This window comes from Paenibacillus sp. FSL H8-0332, assembly GCF_037963835.1.
In the GTDB taxonomy this organism is placed as follows: domain Bacteria; phylum Bacillota; class Bacilli; order Paenibacillales; family Paenibacillaceae; genus Paenibacillus_AQ; species Paenibacillus_AQ rhizoplanae.
Genome location: NZ_CP150145.1, coordinates 1,485,649 through 1,507,586, shown reverse-complemented (window position 1 = coordinate 1,507,586; position 21,938 = coordinate 1,485,649). Strand labels below are relative to the sequence as shown.

Below are 21,938 nucleotides of genomic sequence, written 5' to 3'. Positions count from 1 at the left end.
TATGGGTGATCCGCCAGCAGAGGACAGCCTTATCACCAGCAGCTATCAGATCAGCTTGTGCGCATACCACTTCTTGCCCCTGAAACGCCACAGGAACACAGCTCCGCGGACGGCCCACTCGCAGTTCATCGCCAGCCATACCCCCAGCACCCCGTAGCCCAGTACAATCCCGAGAATATAACCAAAAATCACCCGGAACAGCCACATGGTCAGCATTGAAGCAATTGAGGTGAAACGGGAATCTCCCGCTGCCCGCAGGGCAGACGGCAGAATGAAGCTGAAGGCCCAGAGCGGAATCTGGGCAATCGCATTCACCAGCAGCACCACGAACAGATCATCGATAATCTCCGGCGGCGGGGAGAAAATCGACACCAGCGGATGGAACAGCGGCATCAGGATCAAGGCCACCAAGGCGTAAGAGGCGGAACCGATCCACAGGAAGGATTTGATGAATTTTCGGGCATCCGCCACATCCCCCCGTCCGATACACTGGCCAACCACGGTCACAATCGTCAGCGACAGTGCACTGGCCGGAATTTGAAAGACCATCGCCAGTGATCCGGCAATCGCATTAGTGGCGATGGCATATGTGCCCAGACTGACAATGAAGATCTGCGTCAGCAGCTTGCCGCCGTTGAAGAACATCTGCTCTGCGGCGAAGGGTACGCCGATGAACATGATTTTGCGCAGCATCGTAAGCGGAACATGGAACAGGTCGCGGAGCTGCACACGCAGCACCGAATCGAACTTGAACAGATAGATCAAAGCACAGGCCATCCCCACATAACGCGCAATATTGACCGCAAGTGTCATGCCCAGCACACCCATGTCCAGCAGGTTAATAAAGACAACGTTGAGGATAACGTACAGCACGTTCATAATCAGCGACAGCATCAGCGAAGCCCGCGTCCGGCCCACGCCCCGCAGTGCACCGCATACGGCCTGAACCACGGCAATCCCCAGATATGAGATGCTGCTGCCGATCATATAGACCCGCGCATTGTCCAGCACATCGGCGGAGGCCGTCCCGAACAGCAAATTCAGAATTGGCGTATGGAAGGACATCAGCAGCAGACCGATTCCCACTGCAAGCAGCGAGACCGAGGTAACCGAACCGGCCGTAGCCTGGGAGACCATGCGGTCATTCCCGCTTCCTTTATACTGCGCAACCACCACCGTCCCCCCGGTCGCAATCGCCACAAATACATTGATCAGAAAAATATTCAGGGAATCCACCATATTCACCGCGCTGACCGCCGCCATCCCTGACGAGCTGATCATCGCAGTATTGACCAGATTTAGCCCGATAATGAAGGCCTGGTCAATGAGAATAGGCAGAAACAGGGCGATAATTTGCCGGTAATCCATGCTGTCTCCGGACAGATATTTTTCCAGCCATTTCTTGGCCGGTTGACGAGCTTGAAGCTGCATACATTGATCACATTCTTTTCTGTAGAATAATTGCAGGCATACAATACATTCCTTCCAGTTTACTACAGATTCCGCTCCAAGTCTGTGTTAAGTGTGGATTTCGTTCAGATTACCGGATAACATTCCCTGCTCCCTAAGTAAATTCCTGGGTCCTGCCGAAATATAGAATGAGAGTATTTACTTACGGAAGGAGGAGCCTATTATGAATAACGAGATCGTCAAAAGTCTGATCCAGCAGGTGACGGAAGATGTGTTATCCGAGAACCAAGCTGCCCTGGAGCAAAGCGGAAACAGCCAGGCCAGCATTCAATTAGCCGTACAATTGTCCGCCGTTACCACCCTTAAGATCCTTGAAAAGCTGGAGCTGATCGATAAGGATTAACCGCACAGCTGCCTGTGCTACATACCCGTGAGGCACTCCGCCAAGTGGAAACGGCTTTGCCGTCCTTTTAAAGGACGGTACCGTTTCAGCGAGAAATAGAAGGATAAGTTATCGTGTGAAACATATAATTTCTTATATTTGCAAAAAAACCGCAGGAAGCGAATTTCCGCCTGCGGGGTTTTTGCGTGGCTACGGCGAATTCAGGGGCATTTGTGCTCCTCCTTCTGACGGCTCAGAGGGATTTATCCCCTTCATTTCGGCCAACCACCCTACACACGGCCCCCATCCTCCTTACGTTCGCACCCAGTAAAATCAAATTTACTTTTCTCACTATTGCTCCTTTCACCTACGTTTGGCAGATTCTGAATTTTAGCGCTTTTGTCGCCTGTCCTTATCGTTTCAGTAATCAGGGATGTTGTCACACTTGGTCTGTACGCCCCGGACGGCCGATGCAGCAGCGTTATCGATCAACGATCCTGTATGCTGTGTGCGCGCGATTCACGGGTTCTACGGCTGTACGGCTGCATGAAGAAGAGGCTGTCGCACTCAAGCAGATGAAGATAACTCTGCATAAGTAGCAACAGCCTCTGATTGATAAATTACTTTTTTCAGCATCCTCTATTACACTACAACTTATATGCGCTGCGCCTCCAGCTTCCGTCTAAGCTCAAGCGCTTCAATACCGGCCAGCAGCACTATTCCGATTCCGTGAGTATCATTGAGCTGCCAGGTCAGCTGTTCCATGTAATATAGTTTGTTGAAGGAATAGCCCGATCCCCGGCAGACGCCATAGACGTTGCCCTGATGATCGATGCAGTATTCGGCCAGCGCCATCCAGCCGCGTAACGCTGCATCGGCATATGGATACGGCTCTGTCAACCAACCTCTACGCACACCGCGTGCAAAAGCATACACGAACATCGAGGAACAGGATGCCTCCGCATAAGATTCGGGATCGGTCAGGACCTGATGCCATAATCCTGCGGCGTCCTGCAGCCTTAAATATCCTTCGCACAGCAGCCGGTAATAATCCAGCAGTTCTTCCCGCTGCGGATGCTGCTCTGGCATTACCTCCAGCAGCTCAGTCAGCGAGAACAGCACCCAGCCGTTGCCTCTGCCCCAGGCTACACCGTTCGGCTTGCCGAATTTATAGTCATATACATGATGCATAATGCCAAGCTCCGGCTGGAACAGGCGATCACGATAATGGAGAAATTGCGACACTGCATCATCCAAATAATCGATATCTCCCGTCAGCTGATAATAACGGCTCAGGAACGGAGTGCTCATATATAGATCATCGCACCACATCGTTCCCTGCATGAAATCGGTGGTGCCCCGTGTACGGTAGAGCGCCCCATCCTCATCGCGGGACTGCGTATCTTGAATATACCGGGCGATATACGCCGCTGTTTCGGGCGCTCCATGCAGCGGCTGCTCGGCATGAGCGGCGAGCATCGTCGCACCGAATGAGCCGCAGTCATCCAGTGAGTCTATGAGCGCCAGCTGCTGGTTGATACCCGGAGCACCATAGCGGCTGCTGTCCCAGAGCGAATAAGTATGAAGCCGGGTACATTGCTCAATATGTCCTCTGGTATAAGCAGAATAATGAGAATCGCCCAGAGCCTGACCGGTACGCAGCAGACCATATAGGGTTACCCCGAGCGGATAATTCCAGCGGCCGTACAGCGCACTCTCCAGATAGGGCCTGACTGCGCCGCCAGGACGGTCCACCCGCCAAAAGCATGCCTCCGCCCCTTCACCGAAGGGAGCATTCATAGAAGCCGCCTCCATAGGCTGCGGTACCGCCGATTGCAGAAACGGGCCCAGGTACAGCCATGGACCGGTCTGCCCTTCCACCGGGTAAGGACTCACCAGCTTTAGTGTGCCGTGGACTCCACTGGCGCCAGCTCCCTTATTCAAGGTTCCCTGCGGAGAGCAGCAGGGTGAAGCTTCCGCAAGAGCCGCGCTACACTCCGCTTCCACCTGGACCTCTGATGTGTTCCCAGCCTCCGCCGCTTCCAGGCGGAAGCCCCACCCGGGGCCGCCGCACACGGCCTCGACCAGCAGGTCATGGCTGCCGAAGCTCAGCGGCAGCACACACTCAAGGCCGGCACTCGCTTCGGCCTGGATGGCAGCAAGCCTGCCATCCACATAGACCTTGAGTGCCGCTACATCCCGGCTGCGGAGGACCAGCCGGGCGTCAGTTCCGCCGGGCGCTGTAACCGCCAGCCTGCTCCAGGCCAGCGCCTTCGCGCCGGGCACCGCGCCGAGCACGCGCGCGAGGTTCCCGCGCTGTGCCTTGCCATCCGGCCATCCGGCCGCCGGATACCAGGCACAGCGGGCCGCCAGCGCAGCTTCGGCGGCCTCTACGGCTTCGCCGCAGCGGACGCGCTGCGAAGGCTCCGCGCGGTGCGCCGCAGCCTCTCCCGCAGGAGCGCCGCCGCCCTCCGGCTGCAGCGCCCATCTGCTCTGCTGCGGCGCGCTGTAGATCCAGCCCTCACAGCCGCTCCGCTCCGCAGTCGGGGCCAGAAAATGCAGCGGAGCCCCCTTCACGCTCCCGGTGCCAAAAATCCCGCCGCAGCCGGTGCCGACGGCGATACATTCCAGCAGGAAGTGATTCCAGCCTGCCTTCAGCCCGGTACGAAAGAACGCCTTGCGGTCCGGGAACACATCATCGTTGAGATTGGACGCGAACACGGCAACGCCGTTAACATAGACCGTTACCGGACCGAAGCAGCTGAGAGCGAGCGGAATATCGCTGTCCGTATCGCTCCACAGCTTCCCCCAGGCATAGACAAATTCCCCGTCCCGCAGCTCAGGCAGCCGTTCTTTCAGGTTCATCTCATACCGGCAATCCGCCAGCCGCGGGAAGCTGTTCTCCAGATGAACGCGATAGACCGGGGGCTGCGGCGGATTCGCACCAATATAGCGGTTCGCTATGATGGCAAGCATCGTTTCCGTATGCTCTCCAACTGTGCGGACGATGGAATGGCGCGGATGAAAGTAGCCCCCCATCACAACGCCACCTCACCACCGGGGTACAGGGTGGAGCTGTACAGCCGTTTGGGCTGGGGCAGCTGCTGCCCGGGGTGGACTGCTTGCAGCGGCAGTGCTTCACCGGCATAGACGGCGGCCAGTTCATCCGTATAAATAATAACCTGCTCCGTTCCGCTGCCCAGCAGATCTCCATGCACAGCGTAGCCCTGCTCAGCGAACTCGGCAACGATATTCATATAGCCGTCATAGAGAGCGGGAAGCACAGCTTCGCCCCGGCGGTACGCCAGAATATAGTCCGGTGCATCCGGCCAGAACCGGCTGACGGCTTCGACAATGGTCAGCCATCCGTCAGTGGTACGTTCTTCCTTCCACAGCTCCCGGCCGGACTGGTCCAGCAGGAACATGGCATCCTTGCCCCGGAGACCCTTGCCGTCATCCTCGCGGACCAGACGGTCAAGGCCCGCAATCTGCAGGCCGGGCAGGTCCGGGCGGAACCGCCCGAGCGCCAGATGCTGCGACTCGACGGAGCCTTCGTATCGCCATAGCTCGCGCCCGGTACGGTCATACATCACCGTCACACTGCCGCCGATCACCAGCTCCGGTACCCCGTCTCCGTTCACATCGCCGACCCACAGGCAGTCCGCGTGATCCTCCAGATCCTTGCAGCTCCATAGCAGCTTGCCCTCCGCGCTGAGCAGATCATATCCGGCCATGATCTCATCGCGCCCGTCACCGTCCAGATCGAACACCCAGGGATAATGCCCCACATTGCCCTGGTGGGTCCAGAGCAGCCGGAAGTCCCGGTCCAGTGCCCATAACTGATGGTAGCGGTCTTTGAGAATGATGTCGGAAGGGAAGTCGCCGCCTGACAGGTTGGCAATAATGATACAGTCATGTGCCTCCTTCGCCGGCAGCGGATGAACCGCTTTGACCTTGCCCGTCGCCCCCTCCAGAATATGCAGCTGGTCATTCATCACACACAGTACCTCCAGCGCCCCGTCACCATCGATATCGGCAATCTGCGCCGGATAATCGGAGCCTTGGCTGCCTGCGTCCGGGTCCGGCTTCCCCGTCTGCCACAGCAGACGGCCATCCAGATTATAAGCTGTCAGGCACTGCACCTGATGCGGAATATAACGGACATCCTGGCGGTTATCCGGCTGCACCAGCAGCAGTTCAGTCCGGCCGTCCCCGTCCAGATCGCCGAGCAGCATTTTACATCTTGGACCGGCGGCAGAGATATCCAGCCCGGCCAGCCGGTGCAGCTTTTGACTATGATCCGTATGATTCACAATACATCCTCCTTCACTCTATCCCTGTTCTGTATCAGCCTAGCTCCACAGTCTGTCCCCCGGGCACCTCGACTACCGCACCGCCAACCTCCAGCCAGTCCTCCGGGAGGGCGAACCCGCCGGTAGACTACACTGTGCGGGCATATTCAATGTCCAGATGCGGCAGCAAGCCCTTGATCCCTTACCGATTGAACAGGCCGACCAGACGTTCATCCATTCATCCAGCTGTCCAAGCTTCAGGGAGCATAGACGACCAGGTCGCTATACTCCGCTATCAGCGGAGCCATTTGCCGGAAGCCAAGTCTGCCTGCACCGAGCAGCGGACCGAAGAACGAGCCATCATCCACCCAATGCAGCACCGGCAATCCATTGATGGCAAAAGTCACAGCAGCACCCCGCTTCACCAGCAGCAGCCGGTAGGCCTCCGTCATATCGGCGGTATCCGGGAGCGGATCAGCCCCTTGGGCGACAAGGTGGAAGCCGTAGCTTTTGCGCAGATTACAGGTGTGAAAAGCCCGCTCCTCCTCCCACATCCGGCGAAAATACGAGATATGATAGGCATCCATCTCCCCATGGTGGTACTGGTCATATTCGCCCGTGCGGACCGGCAGGGACGGGTCGAACAGATCCTTGCCCCCGGCACCCGCAGCCGCGAAGAACAGAATGGCCAGCCCCGGCTCGCGCAGCGGGCGGTACCTCCAGGAGATGGCAAGCTCCGCCGGAAAAACCTCAGGGCACCAGAAAACCACATTCGCCTTCTGTCCTTCCTCAGCCCCCCGGGTGCTCTCCAGCCTTAACCGCCCCTGCGGAAAAGTAACTGCGCCATCGCCTTCCATGCGGAAGCCTTCCACCTGAGCGGGACCCTCCAGCGTATTGCGGTAGATCTCACGCCAGCCATCAGGAATGTCTGCATCAGCCTGTTGCGTAGTCATTGATCCACCTCTCCTTTTCCGTTACCAGCACCCGCTCCCGACACACCTTCCCGTGCAGGCAGAGACTCGGCAATCAGCTCCAGCGCAATGATCGTATTCAGCGACCACTGCGAGGCTTCGTTCGTATTCATCCAATCCACCTCATCCAGTGCTTCCGTATAAGTCACCTGCTTCTGCTCCGCTTGCAGATTGACGATGCCGAACGGGTTCTCAAGCAGAATGCTCCAACAGCGCTCCGCCGTCGCCCGGTCAACCTTGACCCAAGCGCCGTAGGCGGCAATTGCCACACTCAGCACCGGATGCTCGAAGCGCAGCTTGCCTGTAATCGCACCTCCGGATCTAAGCAGCTGCTCTTCCTCCGGCAAGTTATAGAAGACACCGAACTCAGCAAGCATGTCCTCCCACTCCGGGTCCTCCAGCATCATCGCCAGCTCGAACCACACCTGCGGCCCACCCATGCAGATCGCCAAGTGCCGTCCCCAGTTGTCATCGCCCATGGGACTGAGAATACCTGTTGCGGGATCGTATCCATAGGTTGGGCCGGAGATCAGCCGCAGGTTGGCTGCTTTGATGCAGTCGATGCCTGTTATGATTTTGTCGCGGTAGGCTGTATCCTCATAGCGTTCCCAGCGGGTCATCCAGCCCGAGCTGAACGCGGCCCAGTCCGGCCCCACCCGCACATGCGTCTTGAATTCGTCCTGCGGAAAATAAGCCCGCATCGGGTCCAGCGTCACCGTGGAATAATCCGCATCCTTCACACTGTCCATGATGTCGCCCGTCCGCTCATCCCCGGTGAGATAATAGAAATAGCGGTGCAGTCCCGCCATAGCAATCCGTGCTTCCTTGCAGCCGCAGCCCCAATGCACGACATTATGCCGGGAGCCCAGACCCGCATATTCCCCGAAATGATACACATCCACCTCGCTGGTATGCCGGGTCATCGCTTCAGCCATCCGGTAAATATCCGCGCGTCCGGTCCGCAGGAAGCTCACCCACAGCCACATATTCGGCACCAGCTCGGCATTCTGCCAGGCACAGCCGCCCAGATCATAATTCCAGACATGGCGGACCGGATCATAGCTGTGCATGAAATCGCCGTAATCCCACAGGCCATACCACTTCCGCTGTTCAATCTCCTTCTGGTAAAAGCTGATGATCCCGTCCAGCCGCTCCTCCAGGTACGTCTTGGCCGGCGTGCTCCGGTCCGGCAGACTCCATAGTCCAAACGCCCGGCTGCGGTGGTAGTACTCGGGCTCACAGACCAGCAGCGGCGGTTCATCTGCCTGCTGCTGCATCTGCCGAAGCTGCCCGGAATCCGGCGTTCGCAAGGTACACCACAAGGTCAACTCGTTCGTATTGGCGATGCCGTAAGGGGTTGCCCGGAGTTCCTCTGCGCCTTCATAGGAGGACTCGACATGCGTCTTCGTATCATAGTGGCGCAGGTCCATCGCCTGCGCCTCCGGCGTCCAGAACCAGACGGTTAACGCCGCTTCCGCGCCGGAGGTGCCGCTGATCTCCAGCCCGGACGGGTGCTTGCGCCAGAAATCCTTCACTCCGGCAGCCAGCCCCCCGCCGTCACAGCCGATATAGCCCAGCCCTCCGGCTCTCCGGCCTTCAGCGCCCTTAATCCAGGTGCACTCTGGTCCGGTCCGCTTATGCACGGCATAATGTTCGGGGGAGTCCTGCACCAGCCGGAAGCTGTCCCAGACCGCAGAATCCTGGAGCAGGCTGGTGAAATAGGCATCCTCCACCGGATCAAAGTGCTGGCTCTGCCCCTCAAGCTGTCCGGCAAACATATCGGCATATTTGCCCCGGGTTCTGCGGGTCTGGAGTGTCTTGGGGGATTCGCTGAAGATTCCCCCGCTGCCCGCCAGCCGGACATGGCGGTTATACAGCGGACCGCTAAGCGGCACCTTGAACAACAGGCCCAGCCCCTTGATGAAATCCTGCTGCGGGTTGCCGTCATAATGGAAGGTATGCACCAGCCGGATGGACGCAAGCCCGGCATAGAAATAGAGCCTTAAAGTATAAGGAAGCCATTCCCGGGCTCCCCTTGTACTTCTATGCCGCCCGTCCAGCCGGATCACGGCACGCACCGGACCAGCTTCCTCCAGACTGGCCTTCAGCGTTACTCCGGTGAACCGTTCCTGCCGCAGCGTCAGCTCCCCGCTGAGGATGTCCCGCTGCTCGCGGAGACAGACCAGCTCGCTTCCGCTGCACACAAGCAGCTCTGCCGTGCAGGACTGTGGCGCTATGTCTGTAGCGCCACCCTCTGAATCTGCACCTGCATCCGTAACTGTACTCATACCTGCACTCGCATCTGTACTCACATCAGTATCTGCACTCACATCAGTATCTGCACCCACATCAGTATCTGCACCCACATCAGCATCTGCACTCACATCCACACCTGATCCCAACGCCGCCTCCACAGCTCCATAATGTCCGCGATTGCCATCCGGCTCCCCGGGTGCCGCCGTGTCCCGGCGGATGATCCACGAGATTACGCCCGGGCCATGCTTGACCACGGTGCAACGAATGCTGCCGGTATCGACAATGTAAGCCTCTTCCGTCTCTCCCACGGATACCTGGAAGGCTGCGGGTTCAGCACTCTGTCCAGCAGAGCGTTCCAGCGTATATCCTGCCGTACTCCCTTCAGGGCATACGGCAGAATGCAAAGACCATTTGATGCTGCCGTCCGGCCAATACGCAGCCGGGCGGCTCTGCAGCGGCAGGCGGGAGCTGTCATCCGCCCCGCCAAGATATAGCGCGGCCAGTTCTCCGCGCTTCAGATCTCCCTTGGACCAGGGGACACCCCAGGTCACCCCTGCAGCTGCAGCAGGCGGCTTCAGCCACCGTAGCTGGACCGGCAGGGCCGAGGATAAAGAGGTCATCTTCTGTCATCTCCTTGATGGGACATCACCCGGACGAATGAACCGTTCCCGGAGCAGGAGGCTTGCGGACGCCGGGATCACATGAAGTTAGCGCAGTCATTCTAAACCGGTTCCCGCTTAACGGGTCCCGTTCTCCTTCTTCCCCTCCTGCCGGCTCAATTCACGGTAACGTGTCGGAGTGATGTCCTCCTGTTTTTTGAAAATCCGGTTGAAATAGCTCTGCTGATAGCCGACCTGCAAGGCGACATCGTTCATCTTCAGATCCGTGTCCCGCAGCAGCTCCTTCGCCTTGGTGAGCCGCAGTTCCGTTACATAATCGATGAAATTCTGTCCGGTGACCCGCTTGAACGATTTGCTGAGCAGAAAAGGGCTGGTCCCTGTATAATCCGCACAGCTGTCCAGCGAGATATTGTCCATATAATGCTGCTGAATGTACAGCATCGCTTGATCAATCGTCCGCCTGATACCGGCGTCAGAGCGTTCGCACAGCTCCTTCAGGAAGGGAGCGATCACCTGCGTGCGGAACCAGGAGAGAATCAGGCCCGGCTCATGAATCTGCGAGAGACTGGCATACAGATTCCTGCCGCGCAGTAGCTGGCTCTGGGCCATCCCGGCCTCCAGCACGGCATGAAGGATCGCGCCGAGCAGATGCAGCATGCCCTGTTGTACGTCAATCACCTTCGCGCCGCCTGCGGAGAGCGTCTCCAGGAATTCCTCCAGCAGCCGGTCCGCCTCCTCCGCTTCACCGGTCCGCATCGCCTGAATCAGCCCGCGCTCCAGCGTGAAGGAATACTGCGGCATAGGTGTACCCTGCCCCTCCCGCTCCAGCTGCTCCAGGCTGATGATCTGGTTCCCGCCCCCGTACCTGCTGTGGCTGGCCGCCTGCTTCGCCGCCTCGAACGACCGCGGAATCGCGGAAATGCTCCCGATCCTTGCACTGTACGCCACCGTAGCCTGAAGCTTAAGCATCCGGCTAAGGGTAGCCGCCAGCTCTTCACCGAAGGCCCCCACGCGGGCCGGGTCCGGGCCGCTTCCCGGTTCCATCAGCAGCATACCGGAGGTAAGGTCATGCAGATTGACCGTCTCCGCCCGCCCGAAATGCTCCTTAGCAAGCTCCCCGATAATATTCACAGCCGCGAACGACACCAGACTCTCGTCACCGCTGCGGAACTTGGCCTCCAGACTGGAGATGCCGGTCAGCTGGATATACAGCACCACGAACGTACAGTTCTCCACTTCCCACTTGTACTGCTTCATCCGGCTCTGGAGATCCTGTTCGGAATAGGCATACAGATATCCCTGGAACAGCTGGTGGAGGAAGCTCTGCTGCACGTACGGAAGCTGCTCCGAAAGCGTGTACTCGAGGGCATGCTGTTGCCCGTGCAGGTTCTGCCAGTGCCGCTCGATTAGCGTCAGCTCATCCACCCGGTCACCGGAGGCCGCATGCTCAGGGAGCAGCGTCTGAAGCAGGCGGCGGACCGGCGAATAGATCCGGCGGGAAGCAATCCAGGAGAGGACCGCCGCCAGCAGCAAGGCGGACAAGCTGACCAGGATAATGATCCGGGACAGCCGGACCACCGGAGAGGTTACGCTGGAGATTGGTGAAGCCGACACATACCGCCACTCACTGGCAATCCGCGAGAAATCACCATAGGTCACCGCATAAGTAATCCCGTCCCAGTCGTATAGAAATGATCCGCTGGCCTGGCTGCCCCTGGCTGTAATAGCTGCCTGGAGCGCCGTAACCAGCGGCGTGGGCGCATCCATTCCGCCCCCCGAGATGAACAGGCCGCCGGACTTCTGCTGCATGAAGACCTCCCCGGTGTTATACGGGGTCATGGTCCGCAGCATCGCCGATACCTTCTCTGTATCCATCCGCAGCAGCAGCGCCCCGAAGGGCTCACGGCTGCCGCCGGGGATGTGGTGCACCAGCGTCAGCTCCTTCTGCTCCGGGTTCACCGGATCAAAAGCCCATTCCGTCCAGTACGTGCTCCTCTCCTGCTTCAGCAGCTTCCCGTACAGCACTTCCTCCTCCGCAGACAACGTACCGTACTCCGTCCCGAAGCGCACCGGCTGATTACCGGCCAGATACAGCTCAACCTGCCGCACCATGGAATTCGAGCCCTGCATGACTACCAGCGTCTTCGTAATATCCCAGGCCCGTTCATGATTCCGGGTGAAATCCATGTTGCTCAGTCCGTAATCGAACTTCGGATCAAACGCCCAGTGGGCCAGCATCAGCTCCAGATTGGACAATTGCTCATTAATGTTGTCCGCCCGCTGCTCAATCTGCCGGTTATGCATCCGGAGCAGCTCCTTTTCCAGACTCCCCCCGGCCATAAAATAGACCAGCAGCCCAATAATCAGCCCAGGAATGGACGAGACGATCAGCACAATAATGAGATTACTGCGGTAATAACGGCCCTTGCGTTCCGCCCGGGCCCCGGTATACCTGTTCCGCGCTCCTGCTGCTTCATTCTCCATTCGTTTCACCAGCCGAATCCTTAGTTTAGCGTTGCAGTCATGCAGCCGCAGCGGGGACAGACCGGCCGGAGACTGGAGAAGTGCCGGACTTTACTTGCCGCCTGAGGCGTACAATTCATTCATTTCCTTCACCAGCTCATCCCCGCCAGTCTTCCGCCATACCTCAAAAGCGGACTTCAACCCGGCCTCATCCATCTGGCCGACAATAAATTTGATACGCGCATCGTTGATTACGTTATCCAGCTGCGAGCCTTTTTGCGTATAGACTGCCGAGATCAGTGCCTCCGCCGGATTGGTCACAATCGTCGCTTCATTCGTCTTCTGTACATCAGTTTGCTTCAGCCGCAGCGGCGTCTGCTTCACCTGCTTCGCCTTGTCCTCAGGGATAAACGGCAGCATCTGGTTCAGGCCTTCCACTTCCGATTCCAGCAGAACGGTATCGCTGGAGCGTTCGATATATCCGTCCACCAGCTTGTAATGCACCCCTTCAAGACCGTAATTCAGCATCGTCTGCAGATCCTCATCATTCAGCCGGTCCAGGAAGGCCAGCACCTGCTTCAGCTCCTCCTCGGTTTTGACCGAAGACTTCGGAATCGCCAGCATGCCGGAGAAGCCGGAGGTCGGGAGGGTATGCAGCGCGCCGTCCGCTCCGCTCACACCGCCGATAACATCCATATAATGGCGTTCCGGCTCGTCTTTGCCTTCCTTTTGCAGAGCGGCATGAATCTTGTCATCCAGCCGTGCCGCGTTATCGACCACATCGACAATGACACCGGCCTTGTTGTTGACGACCGGATCATTCCATTTGGAGCTGTCCATCACTGCGAAGTCGGCGTTGATCAGCTGCTCGTCGTACAGCTTTTTCATAAATTTAAGCGCTTCCAAATAACCGGGATATTCATGCTCAGGTACCAGCTTCCCCTCCTGCACGCCCCACTTGTTCGGGGAACCGAACCACAGCTTCATCGTATCGAAGCCGCTGGCCCACTGGCCGGTCCACTTGACCAGCACCATGCCGTAAGTATCCGCCTGACCGTTGCCGTCCGGGTCCTGCTCCTTGAACGCTTGCAGCATCGAATAGAACTCATCCACGGTCTTCGGGTTCTCAAGCCCCAGCTTCTCCATCCAGTCCTTGCGGAACACCACGCCGTTACGTCCCAGCGCCCGCCCCCTGTAGATCCCGTAATTCTTGCCGTCGATGGCCGAGTTATTCAGAATGACCTCCTTCGCCCCGCTGAGATTCGGATAATCCTTGAGATACGGACCCACCTCCCAGAAAGCGCCGGATCTGGCCGCATTGACGAAGCTGGATGCCTTCACATCACCTACATACATAATATCAGGCAGCTTGCCGGAAGCCAGCGTAATATTGAATTTGTCGGCATAGGATGCATTCGGCACCCATTCGAAGTGGATTTTGGTATTCGTCAGCTCCTCCAGCTTGGCGGCCACCGGACTGCCGTCCTTCGGATAATTGGTTTTGAAAATCGGCAGCATCAACGTCAGCTCAAGCGGCTTCTCCCCCTTAGCTGTACTGTCTGCCTTCCCGTTGTCCCCGGCAGGCTCCTTCTGTCCCGCTCCCGCATTCTCCCCATTGCCGCCGCAGCCGGACAATACACTTAGCATCATCATCATAGCCAGCAGCATGAACAACCCTTTTTTCGCAGACCGTGAACCTCTGCTCCGCTTCATCTTCTTCATCACTTGGCCTCCATTTATATGTTGACTAACCGCTTACCCTTTGACTGAACCCAGCATCACCCCTTTGGCAAAATGCTTCTGCAGAAACGGATAGACGCACATAATCGGCAGGGTGCCGACTACGATTACGGCCATTTTGATCGACTGCTCAGGCGGCTGCACGAAATTAGGGTCCATCGAGCTAAGGTCCCCCGCTGCCGACTGTGACAGCATGACGATCTGGCGCAGCATCACCTGCAGCGGCCACTTGGACGGATCATTGATGTAGAGCAGCGCCGAGAAGAAGTTATTCCAGTGTCCGACCGCATAAAAAAGGGTGAACGTTGCCAGCACAGGCTTCGACAGCGGCAGCACGATCCTCCACAGCAGCCCCAGCTCGGTACAGCCGTCGATGCGGGCTGCCTCCTCCATCTCAGCCGGAAGCTCCTGGAAGAAGTTCTTGACGATAATCAGATTGAAGGCGCTGATCGCCCCCGGAAGAATTAAGGCATTCAGCGTATCGAGCAGATGCAGCTCGCGGATCACCAGATAGGTGGGAATCATCCCGCCCCCGAACAGCATGGTGAAGATGACCAGATTGAGGATCAGATTGCGGCCCATCAGGTACCGCTTCGCCATCGGATACGCCATCGTGACTGTGAAGAACAAATTGACTGCCGTCCCGATCACCGTCACATACAGCGACACCCCGATGCTGCGGACAATGGTATCCGTGGAGAAAATAAACCGGTACGCGTCCAGCGAGATAGTCGTCGGAATCAGAAAGACAGCGCGCTTCGTAATTTCCGCCTCGGTGGCGAAGGAACCGGCGACTACAAACAGGAACGGCAGGATTGCCGCGATCCCGATGATGCCCAGCACCACGTAATTAAACACGTCAAAGGTAATCTCTCCGGCGTTCCGGTAACGTTTAGCCACACTCTTGGCCTCCTTTTCAATATAATCCAGATTCGCCCGACTTCTTGGCGAGCCAGTTGGTGCCGAGCACCAGCACGACCCCGATCACTGATTTGAACAGGCCGACGGCGGTGCTATAGCTGAATGCCCCCTGCGTAATCCCCAGCGCATACACATAGGTATCGAACACCTCGGCCACCTCGCGGTTCAGCGCATTCATCATCAGATAGATCTGCTCGAAGCCGTTATCCAGAATCGTGCCCATCCGCAGAATCAGCAGAATGACAATCGTGCTGCGGATTGCGGGCAGCGTAATATGCCAGGTCTGGCGCCAGCGGCTGGCCCCGTCCACCACGGCTGCTTCATACTGCTCCACATCGACACCGGCCAGAGCAGCGAGGAAAATAATCGTCCCCCAGCCGCATTCCTTCCAGATGGTCTGCAGAATAATCATCGGGCGGAACCAGTCGGGATTGGCGAGGAAATCAATTTTGCGCCCGGTAACCGTGTAGAGGAATTCATTGACCGCACCGCCCTGTGTTGTAAGGAACACGTAGGAGATACTGGCGACGATGACCATAGAGATGAAGTGGGGGACATAGATCAGCGTCTGAACCGTCCTTTTGTAGAAGGAGAGACGGACTTCATTCAGCAGCAGCGCCAGGATGATCGGTGCCGGGAAAAAGAACACCAGATTATACAGCGACAGCACCAGCGTATTGCGCAGCAGCATGAAGAAATCAGGATTCTGAAAAAACGTGCGGAAATGCTCCAGGCCGACCCAGCTGCTCTTCCAAAAGCCCAGAAAAGGCTGATAATCCTTAAACGCGAGCAGCACTCCCCACATCGGCACATATTTGAACAGCAGGAAATACAGGAGTCCGGGGCTGAGCAGAATATAGAGCCATTTGTCCCGCTTCAGACGTCTGAAGCGCTGCTCCCGCCTGCTGCGGCGGAAGCTTGTACCTGCGCTTACCTCTGCTGCCCCCAATGCCGCTCCTTGCTTCATTTACATTCACCTCCGTATGGATAAGCAGCCTCCGCTACTACACTTCACTACATTGCCGTGGCTGCGCTTTCTATTATGGTTGGCGGGTGTTTTTCCGGCAATCGGACTTTTTGGACAGCGCTTTGTACGGCTTCTGCACCGCTTCCGCAATAAAGTCCAAAACCGGCAAAACTTTACTATTGCATGTGGGGGGCGGACACTATATAGATTGAATTAATAATTCCATTTTTGGGAGAGTCGTGACTCCAGAGAAGTTTTGGGCTTCCGGCCGCTGTTGTCTGCAGATTTCTTTGATTAGACCGCTGTTCGCGGTAGAAATCCGCAGACAAAGCGGACGCTACCGCTCCTCCAGCTCCAAAATTCCCTTCCGCCACTCCTCCCAAAATTTATGTTTTCAAGTTCAAACTATATAGCTTAGGGATGGGGAATAGAAAGATAAGATCATACAGAGCCTGTGTGGGGCTTTTTCCAGGAGGTCAAAAGAAATGCAGCAAAAGCTATATTACGGTGCCGCGTGGTACCCGGAGCTGTGGGGAGAAGCTGAGCGGCAGCAGGATCTTCAGCTCATGCAGGAGACCGGCATTAATCTGGTACGCATGGGCGAGTTCATCTGGTCGCTGCTGGAGCCGGAGGAAGACTCCATCGATGTCCGGCCGTTCGCTGAGCATATCCGGCAGCTCCATGCCCATGGCATCGACACAGTTATGTGTACGCCCACCGCGACCCCGCCAATCTGGCTCACTCACGGGCACCCGGAGCGCCTGTTCGTCCGGGCAGACGGGGCAGTGATGAGCCACGGGTCCAGACAGCATGTCTGCACGAATAACCCTTATTTCCGGCAGCGGGCCGCGCTGATCACGGAAGAGCTGGCCCGGGTGCTGGGGCCGCTCCCCGGCCTAGTCGCCTGGCAGCTCGACAACGAGCTGAAGGCACATGTGGCGGAATGCATGTGCGGGTCCTGCCGCTCCTTGTGGCATGAGTGGCTGGAGCACCGTTACGGCAGCATCCTTGAGCTGAATGCGGCGTGGGGAACCGGCGTGTGGAGCCACACCTACCAGCGGTTCGATCAGGTGCCGCAGCCGGTGGCTACGCCTTTCCTGCATAATTCATCGCTCGTCACCCAGCACCGGTTGTTCCAGATGGAGAAGGTCACAGAGTTTGCAGGGGAACAGGCGGCGATCATCCGCCGCTATTCGGCGGCTCCGATCACGCACAACAGCAATGTCCCTTTTCATCTGGACAATGAGCAGCTGTTCGCTACGCTTGATTTCGCTTCGTTCGATACCTATGCTTCCCAGGCTAACAGGCACGCCTATCTGCTGAACTGTGATCTGTGGCGCGGGTTCAAGCCCGGGCGGGATTTCTGGCTGATGGAGACCGGCCCGGCCTATGCCGCTTCGCTCACAAGCTATGGCGAGCCGCACCCGGATGGCTATCTCACCGCCGAAGCCGTGGCCGCCTACGCGCTAGGGGCAGGCGCCTTCTGCTACTGGCTGTGGCGGCAGCAGCGCACGGGCAGCGAACAGACGCACAGCTCGATTATCAGCGCCTGGGGCCAGCCTGCGCTCGGGTATGACAATGTGCGCAAGGCTTCCGCCGCCAGGCTGCGGATCGAGCCGCACATGCTGAATACCCGGCCGCTCAAGGCCGAGGTGGCGATTACTTATTCGGACCGGGCCAAGGCGTTTCTGGCCACGGAGCCCCACCGGCAGCTGAACTACCGTTCCCTGCTGGGGGACTTTTACAGACGGATTCTCGATCAGGGGGTTCACCGTGACCTGCTGCCGGAAGGCGGCGATTTAAGCGGCTATAAGCTGCTGTTCACGCCTTTTGTCCATTATCTGTCGCCGGAATATATGCAGAAGGCGCTCGCCTTCGCTGAAGCCGGCGGCATCTGGATCGTCGGCCCGCTTAGCGGAGGGCGTACCGCCGAGCATACCCTCCATACAGATGCTGCGCTGGGGGAACTGGAGCGCTTCGCCGGAGTGAATACCACCTTCGTCTACCCGATGGAGGGAACAGGCACCATCGGGGAGGCCTTCGGCTGCTCCGCACCGCTATCCCTGTGGAGCGCGGTATTCGAGCCGCTGCCGGGCGGGGCTTCCGTGATCGGCGTTATCAAGGAAGGCCGGACGCCGGGCTTGGCCTACCTGACCGAGCAGCCCTATGGCCGGGGAGCCATCGTCATGCTCGGCTCTCTGCCCTCCGGCGGCGAGGGCGACAAGCAGCTATGCGCGCTGATTGAGCATTACGCCGCCCGGGCCGGGGTCACCCTGCGCAGCGATGTCACGCCGGGCACCATCCTCTGCCCGAGACGCGGCGCTTCCGGAGACCTGTGGACGCTCGTCAACATGGACGGGCTTGGCGGCAGCGTCACCCTGCCGCGCAGCGGGCAGGATGTGTTGACCGGCGCTGCTGTGCCCGCCGGTCCACTGTCCATTGGCGCTTATGAATACAGGCTGATCGCCCTGTAGTAGTGAATCATAATCCTCCTGCAGATGGCGGAGAACGCTGTCTCCCAGCACACAAGTGGAAAAACGCAGCTTACTATTCTGGTTTCCAAGGGATTTCCGGAAGCAAGTGGATTAACAACAACTAATTTTGGTCGTTTAGGCCAGCTTGGGGGAAATGCGTTCATTTAAGTGCTGTTTATCCAATTACTGTTTTGGCAGAGCGCGGTTGCCGGTCACAACACAAAAACACCCGGCAGCATCTCCCGCCGCCGGGTGTTTTCCTTTTAATATATCTGCTTATACGTTAGTCTTCTCTGCTTCTTCCGCCTGCTGGAGCAGCCCGATCTGATGCAAATGATTCAGCAGCTGCTGGTAATGGTCGGCCTTCTTCTGGACGGTAAGAACCAGCTTACGGAACTGGTCTGAGTCCTGGCCTGATTTCTCCAAAATGCGCAGCAGGTCACCGTTGATCTGCTCGACGTCCTCCATGCTGCTGTCCTGGGACTCCTGAATTTTCTCCAGATGCTCGAAGACCTGCTCTTCAGCGACTACAATCTCATTCATATATATAGTAGATTCGCCGATCTTCGCCGTGGTCTCGTTCATCGCGAGCGTTCCATCCCCGGACTTGCTATGGATCTGCTCCATGACACGGGTCATTCCTGAGAGTGAACCCATGATCTCCTTCACATGGCTGCGGGTGCCGTCAGCAAGCTTACGGATCTCCGTGGAGACAACGGCGAAGCCGCGTCCATGCTCACCGGCCCGCGCCGCCTCAATCGCCGCATTCAGCGAGAGCAGATTCGTCTGCTCGGCAATATCCGTGATGATCTTGGCCAGCTGCTCAATGCTGTGGAAATGCTCCAGCAGATCCTCATTCAAAGCAACGAACTCAGTGAATACCGCCGAGGCCTTCTGCATTTCCGCAGAAATCTGGATATTGGCTTCCTTGGCAAATTCGATTTTGTTGGAAGAGTAGGACAAGCTGCCGTACATTTCATTAATCAGATCTTCAGTCTGTCTGTTGTTAGTTTTCAAATGCTCCAGCAGCTGCTGGGTTCCGGCGATTTGGCTGATCATCTCCCCGCCGCCTGCCCGCAAGGCCTCAAACTCCTCCACCAGTTGGGCCTCTTCCTTCAGGATAGCTCCGGTCTCAAGGCGGATCTGCTCCGCCAAGGCATAAGCGTGTTCCCCATAAGACACCGTGCCTGAAGTATGTGCAGACGGCTCTCCGCTATCGTTACCGCTGTGAGGTACAGGTGCGTTAGCGCCTGCATCCTCTACTGCGACTTTTCCCTCTGCTATAACCGTTTCTGTTGATGCGACCGTATCCTTAGCCGCGATCACACGCTCTGCCATGGCTCTCTCCGCTAACCCGCTTGTATTACTGTGACTTTGAACGCCTTCAGCAGAGGGGGTTCTCCCCCAAGCTGTGCGCAGTTTGCTTAACCACTGCATCCGATTTCAACTCTCCCTTATTCAACCAGCAGCAGAATCATGGTCTGATTGGCATGCTTAGTATAATATTGCTCTCCATAGCTGATGAAGCCTGTAGTGTTGCCGCAGAACCCAAGCATCCTCTTGTCAAAAGCTCCCCAAAGACCGTCCCGTGAAAACAGCTGGTCCCGCAGCGTACAGTTAATATTGAGGACAAACGAAGGCTTGAACGGACTGCCGCCCAGCGTCTCCTCCAGCACTGCCAGCGGATCAGCTGAACTCAGCAGCTCCACATAAGTACTAGACATAATTTGGCTGTAAAAGGTGACCGAGCCGTCCGGATGAACCACCTTCGGGGAGGCTATGATCAGATCATCCTCGTATCTTTTGCCCAGCGGGCTGCTCAGAAAATGCTCTGCCAGCTCCTTCTCCGGCACGCCCAGGACACGCGCGTATTCCCCGGCTGCAGGCCGGCCATTGAAGGAATAGACCCTTCTGCCGAACACATCGGCTTCTGTCACCAGCAGCGTCTTCCCGGCCGGGACATATATATTCTCTTTGACCAGGGCAGTGCGTGCAGGCATATTGAAATAAATCCCCAGGTTCCGCACCCGGCGGGTTCCTATAAAGAGGTAAGTCTCGCCGCACTCATCGTCAGCCGCACTGCCGCCAACCACCTTGAATTGCGGGTCCATAAAATACAGCGAGGAGAGCAGCATTTCTTCCATCCCGCCTGTGCCGTCACAGAGCAGCATCAGAAATGCGTTAGGGTTGCCCTGGACATTGCGGTATGCAGTCTCCAGCGTACTTGCGCTAAGCACGGGAGGGTGCAGAATGCCCACAATATCTGCTATACCGGCTTCGTATTCAAAACCAGTAATTACGCCGCTGCGGTAGCCCTGCGGAGTATATTCCCCCTTGGTTGAGCACAATACAGCCCGCGAAGGCGCATGACGGGATAATTCCCGCACAGCCGCAGCCGCAGCGAACAGCACCAGCCCACGGTTCACGTTCAGCTCCTCCAGATAGCGCCTGGCCTCATCCAAGGTGTTAAAAGATACAGCAATCATTATGTATACCAAACCTTCCTTTGCGGAAAATTCTCCCGCATACTGTTACTGAAAAATTAAGCTATAATTTTCAATACTACTCATGGTAAATCCAGAACCGGGTTCATTGTCTGTGAACAATGTCGCAGCCTGTGCCGAGTTTCCCTGGAACGAGGTTGAGCCCTTCCTGCAAACCCTGTATCATGAATATATCACAGATCACAGAAAAGAGGCTTCGGCATATGACCTATTCCCAACGCTCCACCCACCCTGCCGCCGCATCAGACTACACGTACCTGGAGTATCAGCTCGGCATAGCCGCCGATGAATTAGCAGTTGCTGTGAAGGCGCAGGACGAGCCCCGGGCAGAAGCCATCCGGCTTAAGATTACTGAACTCGAAGACAAGCTTGCACTGCTTGAGGATTAAGTACAACTGCTCTAACCCAACCATGGAAGGATGGCTGATACAATGGCGATACGCGGATATTACTTTGCAATGGAAGATGAACTGGTACAGCAGATTGTAGCAGGCAGCACCCAGCTTGGGAGCTTGAACATAGACAAATACCCGGGGCTGGATATCGACCGCACCTGGGAGGCGATTCACTACCTGCTATGCGGTGATATATCGGACGGGCCTGCGCCACTTGGATATGTGGTTCCGCTGCATTCAGACCAAGGCATCGAGTTTGGGGCATACGGGGCATTCTGCCTGCGTGCCGCACAAGTGGCCGAAGCGCTTGACGCTATTTTCCGACTGGATGAAGCGCAGCTGCGCCTGCGGTATGATTTCCGGACCATGGCCAAGGAGGAGGTCTACCCGCTGGACCCTGATACGGTGTCTGACGATGACGCGGATGCGTTCTTTGCCTACCTGCTCCAGTTCTTCACCGAGATCCAGCGGTTCTACAGCCAGACTGTGGCCGCTGATAAAGGCATTATTTTCTATTTGTTTTGAAGCCTGACTCGCCCGCCT

Annotated in this window: 15 protein-coding genes; 4 read left to right on the top strand and 11 right to left on the bottom strand. The window is 57.3% G+C overall.

Going from position 1 to position 21,938, the window contains the following annotated elements:
* Positions 1–45: 45 nt before the first annotated feature.
* Positions 46–1,431: an MATE family efflux transporter gene (locus NST43_RS06560; protein ID WP_339223236.1), complete on the bottom strand. Its 1,386-nt coding sequence runs from the start codon at positions 1,429–1,431 to the stop codon at positions 46–48.
* A gap of 202 nt (positions 1,432–1,633) precedes the next feature.
* Here NST43_RS06560 and NST43_RS06555 point away from each other — a divergent pair, with 202 nt between their 5' ends.
* Entirely contained in the window at positions 1,634–1,813 is a 180-nt protein-coding gene (locus NST43_RS06555) for a hypothetical protein (protein ID WP_209994152.1), read from the top strand.
* A gap of 633 nt (positions 1,814–2,446) precedes the next feature.
* Here the strand turns inward: NST43_RS06555 and NST43_RS06550 are convergent.
* The 8 genes from NST43_RS06550 to NST43_RS06515 all read right to left on the bottom strand — a co-directional run bounded on the left by NST43_RS06550 (position 2,447) and on the right by NST43_RS06515 (position 16,022).
* The gene (locus tag NST43_RS06550; RefSeq protein WP_339223233.1) at positions 2,447–4,831 is read right to left on the bottom strand and encodes a glycoside hydrolase family 88 protein; all 2,385 of its coding nucleotides are present in this window, start codon (positions 4,829–4,831) and stop codon (positions 2,447–2,449) included.
* Positions 4,831–6,027 carry an FG-GAP-like repeat-containing protein gene (locus NST43_RS06545; protein ID WP_339225354.1) on the bottom strand — a complete coding sequence of 399 codons (1,197 nt, stop codon included), beginning with the start codon at positions 6,025–6,027 and terminating at the stop codon, positions 4,831–4,833. The genes NST43_RS06550 and NST43_RS06545 overlap by 1 nt, the downstream gene beginning before the upstream one ends.
* A gap of 314 nt (positions 6,028–6,341) precedes the next feature.
* On the bottom strand, positions 6,342–7,037 hold the full coding sequence (locus NST43_RS06540) for a DUF1961 family protein (RefSeq protein ID WP_339223231.1): 696 nt from the start codon (positions 7,035–7,037) through the stop codon (positions 6,342–6,344).
* Entirely contained in the window at positions 7,034–9,931 is a 2,898-nt protein-coding gene (locus tag NST43_RS06535; protein WP_339223230.1) for a hypothetical protein, read from the bottom strand. The genes NST43_RS06540 and NST43_RS06535 overlap by 4 nt, the downstream gene beginning before the upstream one ends.
* A gap of 117 nt (positions 9,932–10,048) precedes the next feature.
* Complete coding sequence (locus NST43_RS06530; protein ID WP_209994183.1) at positions 10,049–12,415, bottom strand: AraC family transcriptional regulator; 2,367 nt, start codon at positions 12,413–12,415, stop codon at positions 10,049–10,051.
* 90 nt (positions 12,416–12,505) lie between these two features.
* The gene (locus NST43_RS06525; RefSeq protein WP_339225353.1) at positions 12,506–14,107 is read right to left on the bottom strand and encodes an extracellular solute-binding protein; all 1,602 of its coding nucleotides are present in this window, start codon (positions 14,105–14,107) and stop codon (positions 12,506–12,508) included.
* A gap of 42 nt (positions 14,108–14,149) precedes the next feature.
* Positions 14,150–15,034 carry a carbohydrate ABC transporter permease gene (locus NST43_RS06520; RefSeq protein ID WP_339223228.1) on the bottom strand — a complete coding sequence of 295 codons (885 nt, stop codon included), beginning with the start codon at positions 15,032–15,034 and terminating at the stop codon, positions 14,150–14,152.
* Positions 15,035–15,050: 16 nt separating this feature from the next.
* The gene (locus NST43_RS06515) at positions 15,051–16,022 is read right to left on the bottom strand and encodes a sugar ABC transporter permease (protein WP_339223226.1); all 972 of its coding nucleotides are present in this window, start codon (positions 16,020–16,022) and stop codon (positions 15,051–15,053) included.
* A 485-nt stretch (positions 16,023–16,507) separates the two neighbouring features.
* On the opposite strand from NST43_RS06515, the gene NST43_RS06510 reads away from it, so the two are divergent.
* Positions 16,508–18,496, top strand: a complete 1,989-nt coding sequence (locus NST43_RS06510) for a beta-galactosidase (protein ID WP_339223225.1) — start codon at positions 16,508–16,510, stop codon at positions 18,494–18,496.
* Positions 18,497–18,772: 276 nt separating this feature from the next.
* On the opposite strand, the gene NST43_RS06505 is transcribed toward NST43_RS06510, so the two are convergent.
* Positions 18,773–19,834, bottom strand: coding sequence for a methyl-accepting chemotaxis protein (locus NST43_RS06505; protein ID WP_339223223.1), 1,062 nt, complete (start codon positions 19,832–19,834; stop codon positions 18,773–18,775).
* 116 nt (positions 19,835–19,950) lie between these two features.
* Positions 19,951–20,982, bottom strand: a complete 1,032-nt coding sequence (locus NST43_RS06500) for an FIST N-terminal domain-containing protein (protein WP_339223221.1) — start codon at positions 20,980–20,982, stop codon at positions 19,951–19,953.
* Positions 20,983–21,203: 221 nt separating this feature from the next.
* Between NST43_RS06500 and NST43_RS06495 the strand changes: the two genes are divergently transcribed.
* Positions 21,204–21,389, top strand: a complete 186-nt coding sequence (locus NST43_RS06495; RefSeq protein WP_339223219.1) for a hypothetical protein — start codon at positions 21,204–21,206, stop codon at positions 21,387–21,389.
* A gap of 30 nt (positions 21,390–21,419) precedes the next feature.
* Entirely contained in the window at positions 21,420–21,920 is a 501-nt protein-coding gene (locus NST43_RS06490) for a YfbM family protein (RefSeq protein WP_339223218.1), read from the top strand.
* The last annotated feature ends 18 nt before the right edge of the window (positions 21,921–21,938 follow it).

Excerpts from the sequence above, each read along its gene's own strand:
- NST43_RS06560 (WP_339223236.1), bottom strand. The coding sequence starts at position 1,431 with ATGCAGCTTCAAGCTCGTCAACCGGCCAAGAAATGGCTGGAAAAATAT.
- NST43_RS06555 (WP_209994152.1), top strand. The coding sequence starts at position 1,634 with ATGAATAACGAGATCGTCAAAAGTCTGATCCAGCAGGTGACGGAAGAT.
- NST43_RS06550 (WP_339223233.1), bottom strand. The coding sequence starts at position 4,831 with ATGGGGGGCTACTTTCATCCGCGCCATTCCATCGTCCGCACAGTTGGA.
- NST43_RS06545 (WP_339225354.1), bottom strand. The coding sequence starts at position 6,027 with ATGCTGCTCGGCGATCTGGACGGGGACGGCCGGACTGAACTGCTGCTG.
- NST43_RS06540 (WP_339223231.1), bottom strand. The coding sequence starts at position 7,037 with ATGACTACGCAACAGGCTGATGCAGACATTCCTGATGGCTGGCGTGAG.
- NST43_RS06535 (WP_339223230.1), bottom strand. The coding sequence starts at position 9,931 with ATGACCTCTTTATCCTCGGCCCTGCCGGTCCAGCTACGGTGGCTGAAG.
- NST43_RS06530 (WP_209994183.1), bottom strand. The coding sequence starts at position 12,415 with ATGGAGAATGAAGCAGCAGGAGCGCGGAACAGGTATACCGGGGCCCGG.
- NST43_RS06525 (WP_339225353.1), bottom strand. The coding sequence starts at position 14,107 with ATGAAGCGGAGCAGAGGTTCACGGTCTGCGAAAAAAGGGTTGTTCATG.
- NST43_RS06515 (WP_339223226.1), bottom strand. The coding sequence starts at position 16,022 with ATGAAGCAAGGAGCGGCATTGGGGGCAGCAGAGGTAAGCGCAGGTACA.
- NST43_RS06510 (WP_339223225.1), top strand. The coding sequence starts at position 16,508 with ATGCAGCAAAAGCTATATTACGGTGCCGCGTGGTACCCGGAGCTGTGG.
- NST43_RS06505 (WP_339223223.1), bottom strand. The coding sequence starts at position 19,834 with ATGGCAGAGCGTGTGATCGCGGCTAAGGATACGGTCGCATCAACAGAA.
- NST43_RS06500 (WP_339223221.1), bottom strand. The coding sequence starts at position 20,982 with ATGATTGCTGTATCTTTTAACACCTTGGATGAGGCCAGGCGCTATCTG.
- NST43_RS06495 (WP_339223219.1), top strand. The coding sequence starts at position 21,204 with ATGACCTATTCCCAACGCTCCACCCACCCTGCCGCCGCATCAGACTAC.
- NST43_RS06490 (WP_339223218.1), top strand. The coding sequence starts at position 21,420 with ATGGCTGATACAATGGCGATACGCGGATATTACTTTGCAATGGAAGAT.